Annotated in this window: 18 protein-coding genes; 10 read left to right on the top strand and 8 right to left on the bottom strand. The window is 69.1% G+C overall.

From position 1 onward, the window contains the following. Positions 1-96: 96 nt before the first annotated feature. Entirely contained in the window at positions 97-1584 is a 1488-nt protein-coding gene (locus CFB89_RS29990) for a mechanosensitive ion channel family protein (protein ID WP_089471124.1), read from the top strand. Between the two features lie 145 nt (positions 1585-1729). Here CFB89_RS29990 and CFB89_RS29995 read toward each other — a convergent pair whose 3' ends face one another. Further along, positions 1730-2638 (bottom strand): LysR family transcriptional regulator, encoded by a 909-nt coding sequence (locus CFB89_RS29995; RefSeq protein ID WP_089471125.1) that lies wholly within the window; start codon positions 2636-2638, stop codon positions 1730-1732. Positions 2639-2758: 120 nt separating this feature from the next. On the opposite strand from CFB89_RS29995, the gene CFB89_RS30000 reads away from it, so the two are divergent. Together CFB89_RS30000 and CFB89_RS30005 are read left to right on the top strand one after the other, a co-directional pair. Then, complete coding sequence (locus tag CFB89_RS30000) at positions 2759-3664, top strand: AraC family transcriptional regulator (protein ID WP_089471126.1); 906 nt, start codon at positions 2759-2761, stop codon at positions 3662-3664. Positions 3665-3767: 103 nt separating this feature from the next. Further along, a complete protein-coding gene (locus tag CFB89_RS30005) occupies positions 3768-4931 on the top strand; it encodes an aldose epimerase family protein (RefSeq protein ID WP_089471127.1) in 1164 nt (387 codons plus the stop codon). 27 nt (positions 4932-4958) lie between these two features. Here the strand turns inward: CFB89_RS30005 and CFB89_RS30010 are convergent, their stop codons facing one another. Both CFB89_RS30010 and CFB89_RS30015 read right to left on the bottom strand, forming a co-directional pair. Further along, on the bottom strand, positions 4959-5819 hold the full coding sequence (locus CFB89_RS30010; RefSeq protein WP_089471128.1) for a PhzF family phenazine biosynthesis protein: 861 nt from the start codon (positions 5817-5819) through the stop codon (positions 4959-4961). A 16-nt stretch (positions 5820-5835) separates the two neighbouring features. Continuing rightward, positions 5836-6654: a TrmB family transcriptional regulator gene (locus CFB89_RS30015; protein ID WP_089471680.1), complete on the bottom strand. Its 819-nt coding sequence runs from the start codon at positions 6652-6654 to the stop codon at positions 5836-5838. A 134-nt stretch (positions 6655-6788) separates the two neighbouring features. Between CFB89_RS30015 and CFB89_RS30020 the strand changes: the two genes are divergently transcribed. Beyond that, positions 6789-7154, top strand: coding sequence for a RidA family protein (locus CFB89_RS30020; RefSeq protein WP_089471129.1), 366 nt, complete (start codon positions 6789-6791; stop codon positions 7152-7154). After that, a complete protein-coding gene (locus tag CFB89_RS30025; RefSeq protein ID WP_089471130.1) occupies positions 7151-8356 on the top strand; it encodes an MFS transporter in 1206 nt (401 codons plus the stop codon). Before CFB89_RS30020 ends, CFB89_RS30025 begins: the two co-directional genes overlap by 4 nt. Before the next feature lie 221 nt (positions 8357-8577). Here CFB89_RS30025 and CFB89_RS30030 read toward each other — a convergent pair whose 3' ends face one another. Continuing rightward, positions 8578-9549 (bottom strand): AraC family transcriptional regulator, encoded by a 972-nt coding sequence (locus CFB89_RS30030; protein WP_089471131.1) that lies wholly within the window; start codon positions 9547-9549, stop codon positions 8578-8580. A 94-nt stretch (positions 9550-9643) separates the two neighbouring features. On the opposite strand from CFB89_RS30030, the gene CFB89_RS30035 reads away from it, so the two are divergent. Continuing rightward, positions 9644-10477 (top strand): oxidoreductase, encoded by an 834-nt coding sequence (locus CFB89_RS30035; protein WP_089471132.1) that lies wholly within the window; start codon positions 9644-9646, stop codon positions 10475-10477. 135 nt (positions 10478-10612) lie between these two features. Next, a complete protein-coding gene (locus CFB89_RS30040; RefSeq protein ID WP_089471133.1) occupies positions 10613-11449 on the top strand; it encodes an alpha/beta fold hydrolase in 837 nt (278 codons plus the stop codon). A 139-nt stretch (positions 11450-11588) separates the two neighbouring features. Here CFB89_RS30040 and CFB89_RS30045 read toward each other — a convergent pair whose 3' ends face one another. The 4 genes from CFB89_RS30045 to CFB89_RS30060 form a co-directional block, all read right to left on the bottom strand. Beyond that, the gene (locus tag CFB89_RS30045) at positions 11589-12296 is read right to left on the bottom strand and encodes a DUF3142 domain-containing protein (protein WP_089471134.1); all 708 of its coding nucleotides are present in this window, start codon (positions 12294-12296) and stop codon (positions 11589-11591) included. Between the two features lie 7 nt (positions 12297-12303). Continuing rightward, positions 12304-14472 carry a hypothetical protein gene (locus CFB89_RS30050; protein WP_089471135.1) on the bottom strand — a complete coding sequence of 723 codons (2169 nt, stop codon included), beginning with the start codon at positions 14470-14472 and terminating at the stop codon, positions 12304-12306. A gap of 495 nt (positions 14473-14967) precedes the next feature. Then, positions 14968-16380: a 3-deoxy-D-arabino-heptulosonate 7-phosphate synthase gene (locus CFB89_RS30055; protein WP_089471136.1), complete on the bottom strand. Its 1413-nt coding sequence runs from the start codon at positions 16378-16380 to the stop codon at positions 14968-14970. A 31-nt stretch (positions 16381-16411) separates the two neighbouring features. Beyond that, positions 16412-17173, bottom strand: a complete 762-nt coding sequence (locus tag CFB89_RS30060) for a 2-keto-4-pentenoate hydratase (RefSeq protein WP_089471137.1) — start codon at positions 17171-17173, stop codon at positions 16412-16414. A gap of 55 nt (positions 17174-17228) precedes the next feature. Here CFB89_RS30060 and CFB89_RS35115 point away from each other — a divergent pair, with 55 nt between their 5' ends. The 3 genes from CFB89_RS35115 to CFB89_RS30070 all read left to right on the top strand — a co-directional run bounded on the left by CFB89_RS35115 (position 17229) and on the right by CFB89_RS30070 (position 18155). After that, positions 17229-17378 carry a hypothetical protein gene (locus tag CFB89_RS35115; RefSeq protein ID WP_179233564.1) on the top strand — a complete coding sequence of 50 codons (150 nt, stop codon included), beginning with the start codon at positions 17229-17231 and terminating at the stop codon, positions 17376-17378. A gap of 92 nt (positions 17379-17470) precedes the next feature. Then, complete coding sequence (locus CFB89_RS30065; RefSeq protein WP_089471138.1) at positions 17471-17950, top strand: universal stress protein; 480 nt, start codon at positions 17471-17473, stop codon at positions 17948-17950. Positions 17951-17963: 13 nt separating this feature from the next. Next, positions 17964-18155 (top strand): DUF2964 family protein, encoded by a 192-nt coding sequence (locus CFB89_RS30070; protein ID WP_027786097.1) that lies wholly within the window; start codon positions 17964-17966, stop codon positions 18153-18155. Positions 18156-18230: the final 75 nt, after the last annotated feature.

Genomic DNA, 18230 nt, shown 5'->3' on the forward strand with positions numbered 1-18230 from the left:
CGGCGGCGCGCCCGCCATGTATCCGCCGGTTCCGTGCCCGCAGCGACCTGCGTGCTGGCGCTTCCACTCTTTCGCGCGCCGCGCTGGCGATCCGACATGTTGAATTTCTCCGATACGGCGATCTACGGCGCGCCGATCGTGCTGGCCGACCTCGCCGCGTGGCGGCTGCGCGGGCACGATCGCCCCGTGGCGCGCGCCATCCGGCGCTGCGCGGCGTTCGCCGCGCTGAGCGCCGTGCTGTTCGCGACCGGCGTCAGCCCGCTCGCCGTTCCCGCGTCGCTCGGCGGGCTCGACCGGATCGTGGTCCAGGCCGTGTGCATCGCGTGGTGGCTCCAGTGCGCGATCGTGTTCAGCCTGCTGCTCAACCATCTGCTGCTGCCGCGTGCGTGGCACAGCCAGCGGCTCTTTCACGACATCGCCGCGGGCATCGTGTTCGGCGCGGCCGCGGTGGCCGCGCTGGGCTACGTGCTCGGCCTGCCGTTGAGCGGCCTGGTCGCGACCTCCGGCGCCGTCGCGGTGATCCTCGGTCTCGCGCTCCAGAACACGCTGAACGACGTGTTCTCCGGGCTCGTGCTGAACACCACGCAGCCGTTCCGGCTCGACGACACGGTGTCGATCGGCGAACGCGAAGGGCGGATCGTCGAAAGCAACTGGCGTTCGACGAAGCTGATCGACAGCCTCGGCAACCTGATCGTCGTGCCGAACAGCGCGGCGGCGCGCGCCACCATCGTGAACCTCAGCGAGCCGGCCGGCCTGCACGGCGTCACGCTCGCGCTCGACCTCGATCCCGCGGTGCGGCCGGCCGTCGCCGTCGGCGCACTGGAGCGGGCCGCGGCGAGTTCGCTCGACGTGCTCGCGCGCCCCGCGCCGATCGCCGTCGTGAAGGCGTTCCGCGCGAACGCGATCCAGTACGAACTCGTCTGCTACGTCGACGCGCTGCAGAAGAAAACGACCGTGCGCAACGCGCTCTACGATCTCGCGCATCGGCATCTGGCCGCGGCGGGCGTCGCGTGGCGGCCGCTCGCGGGGCCGGCGCCGGCGTCCGCATCGTCGTCGACGTCGCAAGCGCATCCGGTATCGCGCCGGCTGCTGCTGTTGCGTGCGGTCGAACTGTTCGCGCGCGTCGACGACGACGATCTGGCCGTGCTGGCCGATGCGCTGGTCTCGCGTTCGTTCGGCAAGGGCGACGTGATCTATGCGTCGACTGCGGAGTCGCGCGTGCTGACCATCGTCGAATCGGGCGTCGCGGCAGTGTTCGTGCCGGGCGCGACGGGCGACGTCGAAGTGCGACGGATGGCGCCGGGCGATGCGATCGGGCAGTCGGTCGTGCTCGCCGGCACGCGGCTTCACGCGACGGTCCATGCGGTGACCGCGATGACCGTGCATCAGCTTCGCAGCGAGGATCTCTCGGCGCTGATCGGCAGGAAGCCGGCGCTCGGCAGGCTGATGTGCGAGTCGCTCACCGACCATATCGCGACCGAGGAAAGGATGATGATTCCCCCGGTCGAGAAGGCGCACGCGGGGTTCAGCCTGATTGGCTGGCTCGAGAAGGAAATGAAGCGGCTGCACGATTCGCTCGGCTGACGTGCGGATCGCGAGGGCCGCCAGCGCGGCCGGGGGCAGCGCGGCGAGCTGGTGGTACGCCACGCGCGCGCTGCCGGGCCGTCGGCCATCGACGACGCGGTCGCGGGTGCGACCCCGCCGTGCCGGCAGGCCGTGAACGGATGCGTCAGTCCGGCGTCGTGAACCGCTCGACGAGATCGGGCTGGTCGAGTTGCTCGACCCACCAGTGCAGCGCGCGGCCGGCCTCGTCGCCGCGCCACGCGAGATAGCAGTGCGTGGTGTCGCGCATGCCCGTCACCTGGCGCGCGACGAGCTTGCCGTCGGCGATCGCGCGCGCCGCGATGCATTCCGGCAGCGTGCCGACCGCGAGCCCTTCGCATTGCGCTTCGAGTTTCGCGGCCAGCGTCGGGACCGCGAGGGTCGGCTGGCCCGCATCGATCGCGACCGACTGCGGCTGCAATTCGCGCGACGTATCGCTGATCACCGCGCCGCGATACCGGACGACCGACGCCATCGCCAGCGGTTCGGGCATCGATGCGAGCGGATGGGTCGGCGCGACCGCGAACACGTGTTTCAGCGAACCGATCGGCCGCGCGACGATGCCGGGCAATTCCGGCGGTTCGCCCGCCGCGCCGACGACGAGATCGGCCCGACGCGAGATCAGCGCATCCCACGCGCCGCCGAGCACTTCGGTCGACAGCCGCAGCCGCGTGTCCATCCCGAGCGCGTAGAACCGGTGCACGTACGGCCACAGCGCGTCGAACGGCAGAATTTCATCGATGCAGACGCGCACTTCCGTTTCCCAGCCCTGTTGCGCACGCAGCGCCTTCATTTCGAGTTGCTCGGCCGCGCGCAGCAGGCGCCGGCCTTCCTCGACGACGATGCGTCCCGCATGCGTGAGCTTCGCGCGCCGTCCGCTGCGGTCGAACAGCGCCACGCCGAGATCGCTTTCGAGTTTCTGCACCAGGTAGGTCAGCGCCGAGGGCACACGATGCAGCAGTTCCGCTGCTTCGGCAAAGGTGCCGGTGCGGTCGATCGCGTCCAGGGCTTCGAGCGCTTCGAATGACAGCTTCATTGCGAATTCCGGGAGAGGTGGCTGGCGCATCATACCAGTGCACGGTGCGGCGCGAGCAGCGTGCGTCGCCGCGATTTGCTAGAGTGGCGGGTATCGTCATTCGCCGCCCCGCATCGCCCCATGAGCGCCCCTCAGCCGGACATCGCATCGTCCGATTTCATCCCGGCCGACGTCAGGCAGACCGTCGTCACGCAAGCGTTGCCGAACGGGCAAATCGGTATCGTCCGACTTCAGAGCTTGCGCAGGAACTCGGGGCTGACCGCACCCTACGAACTCGAGAATACGGATCTGATCGTATTGCAGTTGCGTCCGTTCGGCGAACAGGGTCTGTGGCTCGACGGCCGCCCCGCACCGTTCGTCCCGTATGACGCGGGAACCGTGTCGATCTACGATCTCGACCGGCGCTGGGTGGCCGACCTCCAGGGCGCGTTCGATTGCCTGCATTTCCATCTGCCGCGCCACACGCTCGAGGAAACGGTCGACGACCTCGGCGGCCGGCAGCGGCCGCAGCTTTATCTGCCGCCGCATCTGAGCACCCACGACTCGATCATCCACGCGCTCGGCCAGTCGCTACTGCCGGCGCTGGCCCGGCCGGGCGAGGCATCGCAGATCTTCATCGATCATGTGGGGCTGGCGTTTCAGGCCCACGTCGCTCACCGTTACGGCGGCGTCGGCGAACGGCGGGAGAGATCGGGCGGCAAGCTCACGCCGTCGCAGGCCAGCCGCGCGAAGGAACTGTTGCTCGAGCACATCGACGGCAACATCGGGCTGGCCGACGTCGCGAGCGCGTGCGGGTTGTCTCGCAGCTATTTCGTCCGGGCGTTTCAGCGAACCACCGGGCTGCCGCCGCATCGCTGGCTCATCGTGCAGCGGGTCGAGCGGGCGAAGGAATGGATGCGCGACCGGAACGTGCCGTTGAGCACGATCGCCCTTGCATGCGGCTTTGCCGATCAGAGCCATTTCTCGCGAGTCTTCACGCGGTTGACCGGTGTCACACCACGCCGGTGGCGCGCGGACCATACGTGAGCGCCGCGATACGCCGGGGGCGGGGCGCGCGCATCGCAAACGCGGCGACGTGCAGGCATGCAACTTGCGGGCGAGCACGGGCTGCACGACTTCGGAGGTTTTCATGAAACGACGCTGGCCACGACGAGCGATGCTCGCGATAGGTGTGTTCGCAACGATCGGCTTTCATGCCGCCATCGCTTACGCGGCATCCGACGTGTCGATCAGCCGCGCGGATTACGGGACGACCGCGAACGGGCAGGCGGTGAGCCAGTACACGCTCGCGAACCGGCACGGCGTGACGTTGAAAGTGATCACGTACGGCGGCATCGTGACGGCGCTCGACGTGCCGGACCGCACCGGCCACGTTGCCGACATCGTGCTCGGCTTCGATTCGCTGCGCGACTACGAAACGCACAACGGCAACATCCATTTCGGCGCGCTGATCGGCCGGTATGCGAACCGCATCGCGGGCGGGCGTTTCGCGCTCGACGGCAGGATGTGGACGCTGCCGGTCAACGACGGGCCGAACACGCTGCACGGCGGTCCCGACAGTTTCGACGCGAAGGTGTGGAAGGTCACCGGCACGCACAGCGACGCGACGGGTTCGAGCGTCACGCTGCGCTACGTGAGCCCCGACGGCGAGAACGGCTTCCCCGGCACGTTGACGACGGACGTGACCTACACGCTGACCCCCGACGACCAGATCCGCATCGACTATCGCGCGACGACCGACAAGGACACCGTCGTCAACCTGACCAACCACAGCTACTTCAATCTGGCGGGGCAGGCCGGCGGTAGCGTCGAGCGGCAACTGATCGAGATCGCCGCGTCGCGTTTCACGCCGACCGACAATACGTCGATTCCGACCGGGCAACTGGCGAGCGTCGCGGGCACGCCGATGGATCTGCGCCAGTTGACGCCGATCGGCGCGCATTTGCGCGATGGGTATCCGCAGCTCGTGATCGCGCATGGCTACGATCAGAACTGGGTGCTGGACCAGGGCGGCCAGCCGGCGCCCGCGTTTGCCGCGCGTGCTTACGACCCGGCGTCCGGGCGTTTCCTCGAGCTGTACACGACGCAGCCGGGGCTGCAGTTCTATACGGCCAACGGGTTGAACGGCAGCGTCGCGGGCAAGGGCGGCACGGTGTACCGGCAAACCGACGCGTTTGCGCTGGAAGCCGAACATTTTCCCGATTCGCCGAATCATCCGGCCTTCCCGTCGACGGTGCTCAAGCCGGGCGACACGCTGCACGAAGTGACGGTGTGGCGGGTGGGCGCGCGATGATCGTCGACGCTGGCGGGCGCGCACCGATCACACGTTGATCGTGCCGCGCCCGAGTTCGATCACGCGCCCGCCGACGCCGATTTCGCCCGCGGCATCGACCGACAACCGCAGCAGGCAAGGCCGACCGACGGCTTCGCCTTGCTCGACCCGCCACGCGGCCGGCAGATCGTGCCCGGCGGCGAGCAACCAGCCGCCGAGGTTCGCACAGGCCGATCCGGTGCCCGGGTCTTCCGATACGCCGCCGCCCTGCTTCACGAAGAAGTAGCGGGACACGACCGTCCCCGGGCGCTCGGCGTCGAACGCGAATACATAGGCGGTCTTCCGGCCGAGGCTGCTTCGCGGCCAGATGTCGAGGTACGCGCTGTCGGGCTGCGCGCGCCGCACGGCGGCCGGGCTCTTGAGCGCGACCAGCAACTGGTCGGCGCCGGTGTCGACCCATAGCGGCGGCGCGAGCAGGTCGTCCTCCGCGAGCCCGAGCAGCGCCGCGATCCGCGCATCGGGCAACGTGCACGGCGCCGTGTTCGGCATGCCGGCATGCGGCGCGATGAAGGTCCACACGTCGTCGCGCGCGGTGACGTCGACGACGCCGGCCTTGAATTCCAGCGACAGCGCATCGCCGGCCTTGAGCCGGTCGCGCACGACGTGCGCGGTGCCGAGCGTCGGATGGCCCGCGAAAGCCATCTCGTAGCCGGGCGTGAAGATGCGCACGCGTGCATGCGCGCGCTCGGACGGCAGCACGAAGGTCGTCTCCGACAGGTTGAACTGCACGGCCAGCGCCTGCATGGTCGCGTCGTCCATGCCGCGCGCATCGTCGAACACGCAAAGCGGGTTGCCGCCGAACGTCGATTCGGCGAAGACGTTCAGCAGGCGGAAGGTGTATTGGGGCATCGGGATCTCGTGCGGGTCAGCCCTGCTTGTCGATCGGTGCAAGCATCGCCTGCATGTCGGGATGCTTCAACACTTTCCGGTATTCCGCCGGACTCATCGCATCGATCAAGACGCGGCCGCTCACGTCGGCCTTGATGTACTCGACCGCGAGCAGCGCGATGACCGGATTGGTCGTCAGCGTCGCGTGGTCGGGCGACTGGTCGCCGAATTCCGCGACCACCGCCTCGGTGTCGTCCGCGACCGCGACGGCCAGCCGCCGTCCCGACAGACGAAGCCGCGCGCTGGCGCCGCATTTGGCCATGTCGTAGTGGCGCGGCCCGTTGAGCGTGCGATTGCCGTAGATCGCCACGTGCGTATCGACGCCCCGCGCCGCGGCTGCTTCGAGCAGCGGCCCGAGATCGTCGATTTCCTCGTCCCACACGCCCGCGAAGATTGCCGTTTTCGCCTGGTCGATCACGCGTGCGAATGCGCTGACGATCGCTGCGCGTCCGCTCAATGACCAGACCAGCCCCGGCTCTTGCCGCGCCGGCAGCCGGTCGAGCGCGCCCGCCGCCAGTTCGAGATCCGCGTTGAAGCGCGTGCGCAATTCTTCCAGCAGCGACCGGTGCGGCACGGCTGCATAGCGGACCGGCTCGGAGCGGTTGACGAGCACCGCGCCGCGCGCCTCCAGGCGGCCGAGCGTCTCGTAGACCTTCGATGGCGGCATGCCGGCGCGCCGGCCGACTTCCGCGCCCGTCAGCGCGGCTTGTCCGACGAGCGCGGCGTACGCCTGCGCCTCGTATTGCGTAAAGCCAAGCCGGATCAATGACGTGATCAGTTCCGCGTTTTCGTTCATCTGCATGGACTCGAATGGCCGTGACGTGCGTCACGGCGATGCTTGATTAACTACCGGAGTAGTATAGAATCGATTCTGCCTACTACTGAAGTAGTAGGCGGGATTTCCAAACCTTACCGAAGAGGATCATCAAGATGCGTCAACGGATCAGTACCGGCTCCCCGTGGGAGCCGAAGGTGGGCTATTCGCGTGCGGTCGTCGTCGACAACACGATCTACGTGTCGGGGACGGCCGGCAAAGGCGACGACGTGTATGCGCAGACACGCGATGCGTTGGCGACGCTCGGCAAGGTGCTCGCGGACAGCGGATTCGCGCTGTCGGACGTCGTCCAGAGCCGGCTGGTGGTCGCGGATTTCGACCATTGGGAAGACGCGGCACGGGCGCACGGCGAGATATACGGCGATATCCGGCCGGCGTTCTCGCTGGTCCATGCGCTGCCGTTCGTCGATCCCGGGATTCGCGTCGAGGTCGAGGCGATCGCGGTCCGGACCGCCGCATGACGGTCGCCGGCCCGCGCGCGTACCTGTCCCGCACCGCGACCGCGATGCTGGCGCTCGCGGCGGGCGTCGCGATCGCCAACGGCTATGCGCTGCAGCCGTCGCTGGCGGCGCTGGCCGGCGACTTCGGCGTGCCGGCCGCGCGGATGGCGACCCTCGCGTCCGTGACGATGCTCGGCTATCTGGCCGGCCTGGCGCTGCTGGTGCCGCTGGTCGACCGGTTCGGTGCGCGCACGCTCATTCCGGCGCAAATGAGCGTGCTTGCGATATTGCTCGCGTGCGCGTCGCGCTCGCCGACGCCGCTCGCGCTCGACGCCTGCTTCCTGTTGGTGGGCGCGGCCACGACGGTCGCGGCGCAATGCAGCGCGGTCGTCGGAAAGCACGCGGATCCGCATCGGCGCGGCGGGGCAATGGGCGCCGTCTCCGCGGGGATTTCCGCCGGCATCCTGCTGAGCCGTTTCGTCGGCGGCGCGTTGTCGCAATGGTGCGGATGGCGGGGCGCGCTGCTCGCATTGGCCGGCTGCGTGGCGCTGGCGGCCGTCGGCAGTGGCGTGCTGTTGCCCGGCGATCGCCCCGAACGGCGTTCCGGCCACGGGGCCACGATCGGCGCGATGCCGCGGCTGTTGCGCGACAGCGCCGCATTGAGGCGCCGCACCTGCGCCGGCATGCTGTGGTTCTTCGCGTTCAATCTGGTGTGGGTGGGGCTGGCGATCCGGCTGGCCGCGCCGCCGTACAACCTCGGGGCGGCCGCGATCGGCGCATACAGTCTCGCCGGCGTGCTCGGCCTGGGCGTGACGCGGGTGGCGGGCAAGCTCGCGGATCGCTTCGGCGATCGTGCGGTGATCGGTGGCGGGCTCGCGGTGGCTGCGCTTGCCACGTTGCTGCTTGGCGTGGCGTTGGGTCATCCGGGCTGGCTGGGTGTCGGGCTGGCGCTGTTCGATGCCGGTTGCTTCGCCGCGCAGGTCGCGAACCAGGCCCGTGTCGTGGCGATTCAACCGGCGCGGGCCGGTGCGTTGAACGCCGCGTACCTGACGCTGTACTACGCGGCCGGCGCCGGCGGCGCCGTGGCGCCGGGCATGCTCGTCGAACGGATCGGGTGGGGCGCGATGATGCTCGTCGCGGCGGGTGCGGTGACGGTGGCCGCGTGGGTCGGGGCCGCACGCGTGAGCGTCGATGCCGCGGGCGAACCGACGTCCGCCGGGTGAAGCGGGCAAATTGTCGCGTTCCGGTTCGCCGCGCTGCCGAATGCGGAACTGGCGCGGCAATACGCGAACGGCGAACGTGCGGGCGGTTGGTATCGGGCGAATCAGCCGCGGGACATCTGAAGCGTGACCGCGTTCGTCGTGAAGTCGCTGGCCGGCCTCGCGCTCGAGGCCGCGCAATGAACGCGTGCGTCGCGCTCGGAGTTCGGCGCACGCCAATCACGTCAATGCGACGACACGAATACCGCATCGTCGAACGCCTCCGGAATCGCGAAGCTCGCGCGCATGCGCTGCGCTTCCTTCGCCGGCGTCGAACCGAACAGGCGTTTGAACTCGCGGCTGAACTGCGACGGGCTCGTATAGCCGACCGCGTAGCCGGCCGCTTCCGCCGTCAGGTCCTGACGCACCATCAATAACCGTGCCTGATGCAGGCGCGTCGATTTCAGATACTGCATCGGCGACACCTGCGTGATCGCCTTGAAGTGACTGTGGAAGCTCGGCACGCTCATGCCGGCTGCGTCGGCCAACTGCGACACGTCGAGCGGCCGCGCGTAATCGGCATGGATCATGCGCAACGATCGCCCGATCCGGCCGAATTGCCCGCGCATCGCCAGCGCGCTGCGCATCGCGTTGCCCTGCGCGCCGGTCAGCACGCGGAAATACAGCTCGCGAAGCAGCGCCGGGCCGAGCACCGCGGCGTCGAGCGGCCGCTGCATCGCGTCGACGAAACGCAGCACCGACGCGTGCATCGCTTCGTCCATCGGCGTCGACATCATGCTCTTGGGCGCCTGCACGATTTCCGCGACGCCGGCGCGATCGATCTGCGCGGCGAGTTCCGCGGCCAGCGTGAAATCGAGGTGCAGGTACAGCGCGAGCAGCGGGCGCTCGGGCGTCGCGTCGGTTTCCATGCTGAACGGCACGGGCACGGAGACGGCCAGGTAATGGTGTTCGTCATACAGATAGCGCTCGCCGCCGAAGTAGCCGCGCTTCGACCCCTGGCACACGATGACGATGCCCGGGTCGTACAGCACCGGCGTGCGCGACAGTGCGCGGTTCGAGCGCAGGATGCGCACGCTCGGCAGTGCGGTCAGGTTGTAGCCTTCGTCGGGCGCCAGCGCGCGCAGCAGCGTCACCAGGCGCTTCCGGTCGCGTGGCGAAGGCGCCGGAGGCCGGGCGGAGACGGGTACGGTGCTCATAGTTTTGTGCAAGAAAATCAGTGGAATCGGGCTTATTCGGCTCGGATCGTCAGACTAGTATGCACGCTTCAATCGACATTCGGGAGAAGCTCACATGGCATCCGGCAACATCATGCTCATTACCGGCGTCAGCAGCGGTTTCGGTCGCGCGCTGGCCCAGGAAGCGCTGGCCGCCGGCCACACGGTGGTCGGCACGGTGCGCAGCGCGCAGGCGGCGCGCGACTTCGAAGCGCTGTCCGCGCAGGCCGCCGTCGCGCGCGTGCTCGACGTGACCGAATTCGAGCGCATCGACGGCGTCGTCGCGGACGTCGAAGCGAACGTCGGGCCCGTCGACGTGCTGGTGAACAACGCGGGTTACGGGCACGAAGGGATCATGGAGGAGGCGCCGCTCGACGAGATGCGCCGGCAGTTCGACGTGAACGTGTTCGGCGCGGTCGCGATGATGAAGGCCGTCGTGCCGTTCATGCGCGAGCGACGGCGCGGCCGTATCCTGAACATCACGTCGATGGGCGGGCACATCACGATGCCGGGCATCGCGTACTACTGCGGCAGCAAGTTCGCGCTGGAAGGCATTTCCGAAACCCTCGGCAAGGAGCTCGAGCCGTTCGGCATCGCGGTGACGGCCGTCGCGCCGGGCTCGTTCCGCACCGACTGGGCCGGTCGCTCGATGGCGCGCACGCCGCGCTCGATCGCCGACTACGACGCGCTGTTCGACCCGATCCGCCGCGCGCGCGAGGAGAAAAGCGGCAAGCAGCCGGGCGACCCCGCGAAGGCCGCGCGGGCGATGCTCGCGGTGATCGCGGCGGACCATCCGCCCGCGCACCTGCTGCTCGGCAGCGACGCGCTGCGCCTCGTGCGGAGCAAACTGGCAGCGCTGGACGACGAAATCCGCGCGTGGGAAGCCGTGACGGTGTCGACCGACGGCTGACGCGCGCGGCGTCGTTCGTTCCCTGCCGAGCGACGATCGGCCGTTGCATTGCACGATGGCGCCGTGGTTTCACGATAATGGCGATAATGGCTGCGGCCCGTTCGCCACGTTCATTCACCTCACAGGAGCATCGCGATGCCATACGTCACCACGAAGGACAACGTCGAGATTTTCTACAAGGATTGGGGTCCGAAAGACGCGCAGCCCGTCATGTTCCACCACGGCTGGCCGCTGTCCAGCGACGACTGGGATGCGCAACTGCTGTTCTTCGTTCAGAACGGCTATCGCGTGATCGCGCACGACCGGCGCGGCCATGGCCGCTCGGCGCAAGTGTGGGACGGTCACGACATGGATCATTACGCCGCGGACGCGTTCGCGGTCGTCGAAGCGCTCGACCTGCGCAATGCGGTGCATATCGGTCACTCGACCGGCGGCGGCGAAGTGGCGCGCTATGTCGCGAAGCACGGCGAGCCGGCCGGCCGCGTCGCGAAGGCCGTGCTGGTCAGCGCGGTGCCGCCGTTGATGCTGAAAACCGAATCGAACCCCGAAGGCCTGCCGCTCGAGGTGTTCGACGGTTTCCGCAAAGCGCTCGCCGACAATCGCGCGCAGTTCTTCCTCGACGTGCCGAGCGGCCCGTTCTACGGGTTCAACCGCGAAGGCGCAACCGTTCATCAGGGCGTGATCCGCAACTGGTGGCGGCAGGGGATGGAAGGCAGCGCGAAGGCGCATTACGACGGCATCAAGGCGTTTTCCGAAACGGACCAGACCGAAGACCTGAAGTCGATCTCGGTTCCGACGCTCGTGCTGCACGGCGAGGACGACCAGATCGTGCCGATCGCGGATGCCGCGCTGAAGTCGGTCAAGCTGCTGAAGAACGGCACGCTGAAGACGTACCCGGGCTATTCGCACGGGATGCTGACGGTCAACGCGGACGTGCTCAACGCCGACCTGCTCGCGTTCGTGCGGGCATGACGATGGCGGCGCCGGCCCGCTGCGGCGTGCGGCGCCGTGATCGAAACCGGGCGATCCGGCGGCGGTGCCGCGCATGGCTGCCGATCGCCCCGCCGCGTTTGCACCCGCCCGCTAACCGCTAACCGCTAGTCCCTCACCGCTAGTCGTTGCGCAGGAACACGACATAACCGCGAAACCACGGATTCGACGCGAGATACGGCGGCGTGTCCCACTCGCCGCCCTGGATCACGCCGATCCGAAACGGCAGTTGCAGCCGCGCGACGCGCGGCAGATAGGCCGCGTAGTCGGGAATCGTGCGGCGGCCCTGATAGGTCTGCACGACCACCTCGTCGACGATCCCCTTGAGCTGGTTGACCTGGTCGGTATCGATGCGGCTGCTCCAGTCGAGCAACCCCGTGATGCTGAGCCGGCAATCGGCGGGCAACGTGTCGCGCAGCGTGCGCAGGAACGCAAGGTAATCCTGAAGATGCCGCGTACCGGCATCGAAGTCGATCTGGATGCCGGCGATCGTGCGCCCCGACGCACGCCAGCGTGCGAGCTGCGCGAGCATGATCTGCGTGACGCGCGGCGTCCAGCGCAGCGTATGCGCACGATAGACGAGCCACACGCGTGCGTCGGGCGCCGGCGGCAGCGCGACGCCCTGCGCGATCACGCGCACCTGCGACTCGTCCCGCGGCGACGCCTCGATCTGGCCTTGCAGCACGTAGACGATGCGCGCACCGCGCACGACCGCCTGCGGCTTCACGCCCGCCCACAGCCAGAACGCGTCGTACCGCGCGGCGTCGACGGTGCCGGCCAGCGCGATGCGCGCGGCCAGCAGCAGCGCGACGCACGCGATGCGCTTCATCCGGCGCTTACCAGTAGTAGCGAAGCTTCTGCGCCCACGGGCTGCCCGGATAGGCGGTCTTCAGCGTGTCGAACCAGCGCTTGCGCGTGCTCTTCGGCACGTCCTTGCCGCCGCATTCGTTGGAGCCGCCCGGTGCATAGCACTTGATCGCGCGGTAGAACGCGTATGCGCGGTCGTTCGGGTTCGCCTGCGTATCGGCCATCACCGTCACGTAGCTCGACATCCGTTCGTACGGCTTGCCCGCGAACTGCGACGGCGCCGCGCCGAGCGTCGGCGGCACGCGCGTGGCGGCCGTGTTCGACGCGTTGCGGATCCACAGCGGCACCGGATCGCTTTCGAGGCCGGATGCGGGCGGATGCAGCCGGACGAAATCGGCGAGGCAGTTCAACCCTTTCGGATCGGCGGGATTCTGCTGCAGCGTCGCGGCGATGTCGCGCGCCGACAGGCACGTGTAGCCGTCTTCGTTTTTCGCGCCGGCGGCGACGAACGGCTTCAACGGATCGGTGAGCGTGCCGGGCACCAGCGCGGTGTCGGCGAGGAAGTCCGCGTAGTGCGAGCGCGTGAGCTCCTTGTACAGCAACGTGTACAGCGCGGTGCTGCGCAGCGCGCCGGTGGTCGCCTGATTCTGCGCCTGCGCGCGCAGCAGGTCGGCGTTGGCCGTGCGTTGCAGCAGCACTCCGCGGATCGCGGCGTTCTGCACGGGCGAATCGTCGGCGAACGCGTCGTTGACGAGCCCGGCCTGCTCCAGGTTGATCGCGAGCGCGAGTTCCAGCATTTCGCGCTGGAAGCGGAACGTCGCGAGCGGGATCAGGTCGCGCCACAGCTGGCGGGCCTTGTCGTTCTGCCCGCTGTCCTCCAGCGCGAACCCGCGCAGCGCCTGCTGGCTCAGCCCGAAGTAGTCGAGCGGCGCGGCGGGCGTCTGCGGCAACAGATCGAGGGCCGCGTCCGGCTTGTGCCCGATCTGCACGTACCACGTTGCGAGCAGGTAGTCGTACAGCGTGGGCGCGTTCGCGAAGCGCGGCTTCTGCGCCTGCAGCTCGTCCAGCGTCATCGGCTTGCGGCTCGCATCGGCGCTGTCCGACGCGCGCATGCGCAGCAGGTCGACGGTGGCGAGCACGGTCGGCGACTGGATCTGGCGCGCGTCGAAATCCGGGCCGAACAACAGCTTGCTGTCGAGTTCGTTCGCCAGTTGCATCAGCGGCACGTTCGACGTCGCCGGCGACCAGCGCGCGAGCGCGTGGCCGTACAGGTCGGCCTGCCGCGTGACGTTGCCGCCGAGCCATGCGACCCGTCGCAACAGTCCGCTCGCGGACGCCGCATAGCGCCCCTTCGGATACACCTTCAGATAGGTCTGGAATACCGTGTTCGCCGCGTCGAGCGACACCTTCGTCACGCGCGCGCGCGTCGGCGTCGGGCTGTCGTTGTCGAATACGTTGGCCTGCGCGGCGTTCAACTGCGCGCGCCCGGCCATGTAGAGGCTGGTTTCCTTCAGCCACGGGTCCGCGCTGTGCGACGCGTTCGCGAACGCGCGGGTCGCGGTGAGGAAGTCGGCTCGGTAGAACGCGTTCGTCCCGTCGAGGTACGTGGCGAACTGCTGGCCGAGCGGCGACTTGACCGGCGGCTTCGTCCATGCGGCGCTCGCGCCGCCCGCGGCACAGGTCTTCTGCGCGATGTCGGCGCGCGCCGCGCGCAGGCGCGCGGCTTCGTCGGCGGGCAGGCCGCCGGCGCCGCCCAGCGCGTCGTTGAACGCGTCCGCGCCCGCGCTCATGCTGCGGCAGATGCTGCCTTCGCCGTCCGCGTACCGGTTCGACGACGCATCGGCATCGGCCCCGCCGCCGGTCTTGTCGGGCGTCTTCTGGCCGATGTCGATCCATCCGGAGAAGTCCATCGGGAACGGCACGATGATCCGGTCGATCCGCTCTTTCGCGGGAATGGTCTTCGGATCGGGAAACACCTGCGCGACCTTGGCGCTGTCGACCATCATCAGCATCGCGTTGACGCGCGTGTCGTTGGCGGGCGTCAGCATCGGCACGTTGCCGCACGAGTAGGACGTCTGCCGGAGCGTGTTCGGCACGTAACAGCCGTCGTCTCCGCTCGCATGGGCGGCCGGCATCCCCAGCAGGCTGGCCGCCAGCGCGGCGAACAGGTTTCGGTGCAGCGTCGGGTTTCTTCGCATTTTTCTTGTGTCGGGTAGGAGGCCGCGACGGCCGGTTCTCTCAGGGGGCGCGTGGGCCCGGCGCGTATCGTACCTCACGGGCCGTCATGGCCGGCAGTGTGCCGGCTTGCCGGCCGCGCCGAAGGCCGGCTCCCGCGAAATGGAAATCCACTCGGTGTGGACGCAACGCCACCTTGAATCCGGATCGCTTGAATTAAGATGCAGCCGGCAGTGGCGGACGTCCGGCGATGGGCGACCCGACGGGGTCCGCGTTGCCCGACGGGGGAGGGCTGCCGAAAGCGGCGTTCGCGTTTCCGATGAAAACCCTTGCATGGATGGTCATGGCGGCCGCGCTCGCACTGACCGCATGCGGCGGCGCCGATCCTGCCGCCGTGCGGTGCGACCGATGCGCGCTGGGGCGATGGCGGCCGGCTGGCGGGCTGGACGCCGCCGTTCGGGGTGCTCGCCCACCGAGCGGTCCGTACGCGAGCGTCGTGAGGCGGCGGTATTCGCACATCACGCGCACACGCTGCTGGCGATGCCTCCGTCGTCCATCTCGTCGAGCGTGGCGCGCAAGTCGTCGATGGCCACCATCAGTTCGCGGACCTGCCGCAACGACGGGTACTGATGCAGCACGGCCTGCCATTGCGGCAGGGTCAGCAGCGCGTGCCAGATGACGCCGAGGCCGTCCGGATCGGCATCCTGCCGTTGCGCGAGCGCGCTCGCGTATTCGAGGCTCGCCTGCGCGGACAGCAGCTGCATCCGGCTCGCGGCGCTCAGCAGCCGCGGCGTCGCATCCGCGGACGCGTCGCAGCAATACAGCACTTCCCGGGGCAGCGCCGCATCGTCGGTCGTCAACGCATGCAGCGATGCGCCGTGCACGCGTACCGTGCCCTGGTGCGTCTCGAATGCATAGACCGTGTCGGGGGCCGCTTGCGCGAGCAGGGTCAGGCCGCGCAGCAGCCGCGGCAGATCGGTCGTCGCGGCATCCGCGGAGGCCTTCGCCTCGACGAGGAAACGCACGTTCCATGCGAGCGCCGGGTCGTTGCCGCGCGCGCGTTCGAGCAGGATCGCATCCCATTCGGTTTTCGCGCGGTCGTGCCGGCCCGGGATCGACGACGGCACGCGCATCGACGTGACCACGCGGTAGGTGCGCTGCTCGTCCACCGCGTCGAGCTTGCGCGCCAGTGCGTCGAGCGCCTGCGCCGCCAGCGCTTCGACGGCCGCGCCGCGCTGCTGGGACGCGACGCCCTGCGCGACGGCGACCGTGCTGCCGACGAGCGGGCCCTGACGAACCCACAGCGCGCGGTAGCGACGGACGTCCTCGTCCGCGGCGAGCGCGTCGAGCCGCAGCATGCGTTCGAGCGCGGGGCTGTCCTTGAGTTTGACGACGTCCTGCTCGAACGCCGCGTCGGTCGCCATCCCGGGCAGCGCGAGCAGCTGCGCGAGCGCTGCGTGCAACTCGGCCCACGACGCCGCGGTCGCGGCCGCATGCAGGCGCGCGAGCCCGTCGCGTTGCCAGGCCTGTGCGCTGCGCGCGAGCTTGGCCGGGTGCGCGATCGCGTTGACGGCCGAGTGGAGCGCGCGCCGATCCTGCTCGGCGTGCGCGGACAACGACGCGTATTCGCGCACGTTCGGCGCATCGTGACGCAGCACCGACGCCTGAAACGACGAATCGCCGGACGATGGATCCATCGCGTCGCGGATCATCCGCGCGAGCGCATCGATGAAGCGCTGCCGCAAGTCGGCGCCGGGCGCGTGGCCGTCCGCCCGCATCCTGCGCGCTTCGTCGATCACGATCGCCAGCGCGGTGGCCGGGTTCGTCGCGTCGGTCAGCGACGACGCGCGCTCGAGCGGCGGCAGCCGGTAACGGCGCGCGACGGTGCGCAGGGTGGCGTCGAGCAGGGCGGGAAGCGGTGTCAGCGACATGGCGGTGTGGGCGTGAAAGAGACCCGACCGGTCAAGCGGTCAGCGTCACCGACAGGCTGCCGAGCTCGCCGAAGCGCACCGTCAGCGCATCGCCGAGCGGCACCTCGATCGCGCCCGCGTACGAGCCCGTCGTCACGATCTGGCCGGCGCGCACCGCATCGCCGCGCGACGCGAGGAAATTGACGAGCCACACCAGCGGCTTCAGCGGATCGCCGTCCGGATGACTGCCGTCGATCGTGCGGTTCAGCGCGCCTTCGAACGACAGCGCGAGCGTCGCGAGCGGCACGTTCAGCCCGTCGGGCACGACCGGGCCGACGCACAGCCCCTGGTTGAATTGCCCGTCCGCCAGCAGTTCGAACTTCGATGCGCGCGCCGGTTCCGCGTAGCGGCAGCCGAGCACCTCGAGCACGATCCGCACTTCCCGGACCGCCGCGCGCACGTCGCCTTCGTCATACGGCTGCTCGCGCGCGGGCAGGTCGCGATCGAGCACGAACGCGATTTCCGGTTCGATCCGCACGATCGGCCCGCCGACGACGCGGTACGGCGCATCGGCGTCTCGGATCGTCGACGCGAAGATCGGCGCGAGGATCACGCGATCGGGCGGCGGCAACGCGCATTTCCATCCGCCGACGGGTTCGCCGAGCAAGTCGGCCACGCGCTGCTGGATCGCGAGCGCGGTGTCGATGTCGTCGGGGCGCAGTGCATCGGGCAACAGCGGGCCGGGCGAGCCGGCATGGCGGGCGGCGACGAGATGTTGGGCGGCGCCGTCCACGCGTTCGGTAGTCGTTGTCATGTCGGTTGAGCGAGTTGAAAGTGGGGCCGGCAAAAAAGGGCCGGACGAAAGTCGCATGGTCGATGATAGCGCCTTCGGCGCGATGGGCGCTCGAAAGGGCATCGGCGCCTGCATGGCCGGCGCGGTTCGCGGCCTGCCGACAACGCAAGCCGCCCGTTTCCCGTCGCGTCGCTTTGCCGCATGCGGCGGGATCGCCGGGGCTTGACCGCCGTCAACATCCGAACCCGCCGCCGGCCGATGATGGGGACATCGCCGTGCGCGACAGCGCGCGCGGCAACTCACCCCAGCGAGGTTCGCATGTACGAGAAAATCATGGTGGCCATCGACGGCAGCGCTTCGTCGAAACAGGCGCTTGCCGAAGCCGTGAAGGTGGCGCTGGCGGGCGATACGCACGTCAGCGCGGTGTACGTGGTCGACAAGTCGGTACTGTTTACGTATGCAGGCAGTCTCGATCCGCATGCGCTCGTCGAGGAAATCCGCGACGACGGGCGCAAGGTGCTGCGTGAAGCCGAACAGGTCATCGCGCTGGCCGGCGCGAAGGGCGAAGGCGAACTCGTCGAGACCGAGAGTATCGGCGAGGACATCGCGGAACGCCTGCAACGCTACGTGAACGAGCGCGGGATCGATCTCGCGGTGGTCGGTACGCACGGGCGGCGCGGCATCCGGCGCGTGCTGCTCGGCAGCGTCGCCGAGCGTTTCGTGCGCGGCGCGAAGTGCCCGGTGCTGCTGATTCGCGGCGACGACGCCGACGCGCCGGCCGCCGCGGCCGCGGCATGACGCGGCGCGCGCGATGATACGCCGCCAGTACCGGATCGTCGTCGCGGCGATCGCCGTGTTCGTGTCGCTCGCCGGGATGATGGCCGTCGTGACGGGCCTGCTGTTCGATGCCGCGACGGCGTTGCGCGGCGGCGCGCTTGCGTTGATCGTCGGCGTCGCCGGCTTCGTCGTGATGCTGAACCCGGGGCCGAAAGGCGAGGAGTGACGCGGGCGGGGTGGCGGCGCGCGTCGGGCCGCGGTTTCGCGATGACAGGCGACGGCCGTTGCGCCGCCGTGACTT

The sequence above is a fragment of the Burkholderia sp. AU16741 genome (genome assembly GCF_002223345.1).
Taxonomy (GTDB): domain Bacteria; phylum Pseudomonadota; class Gammaproteobacteria; order Burkholderiales; family Burkholderiaceae; genus Burkholderia; species Burkholderia sola.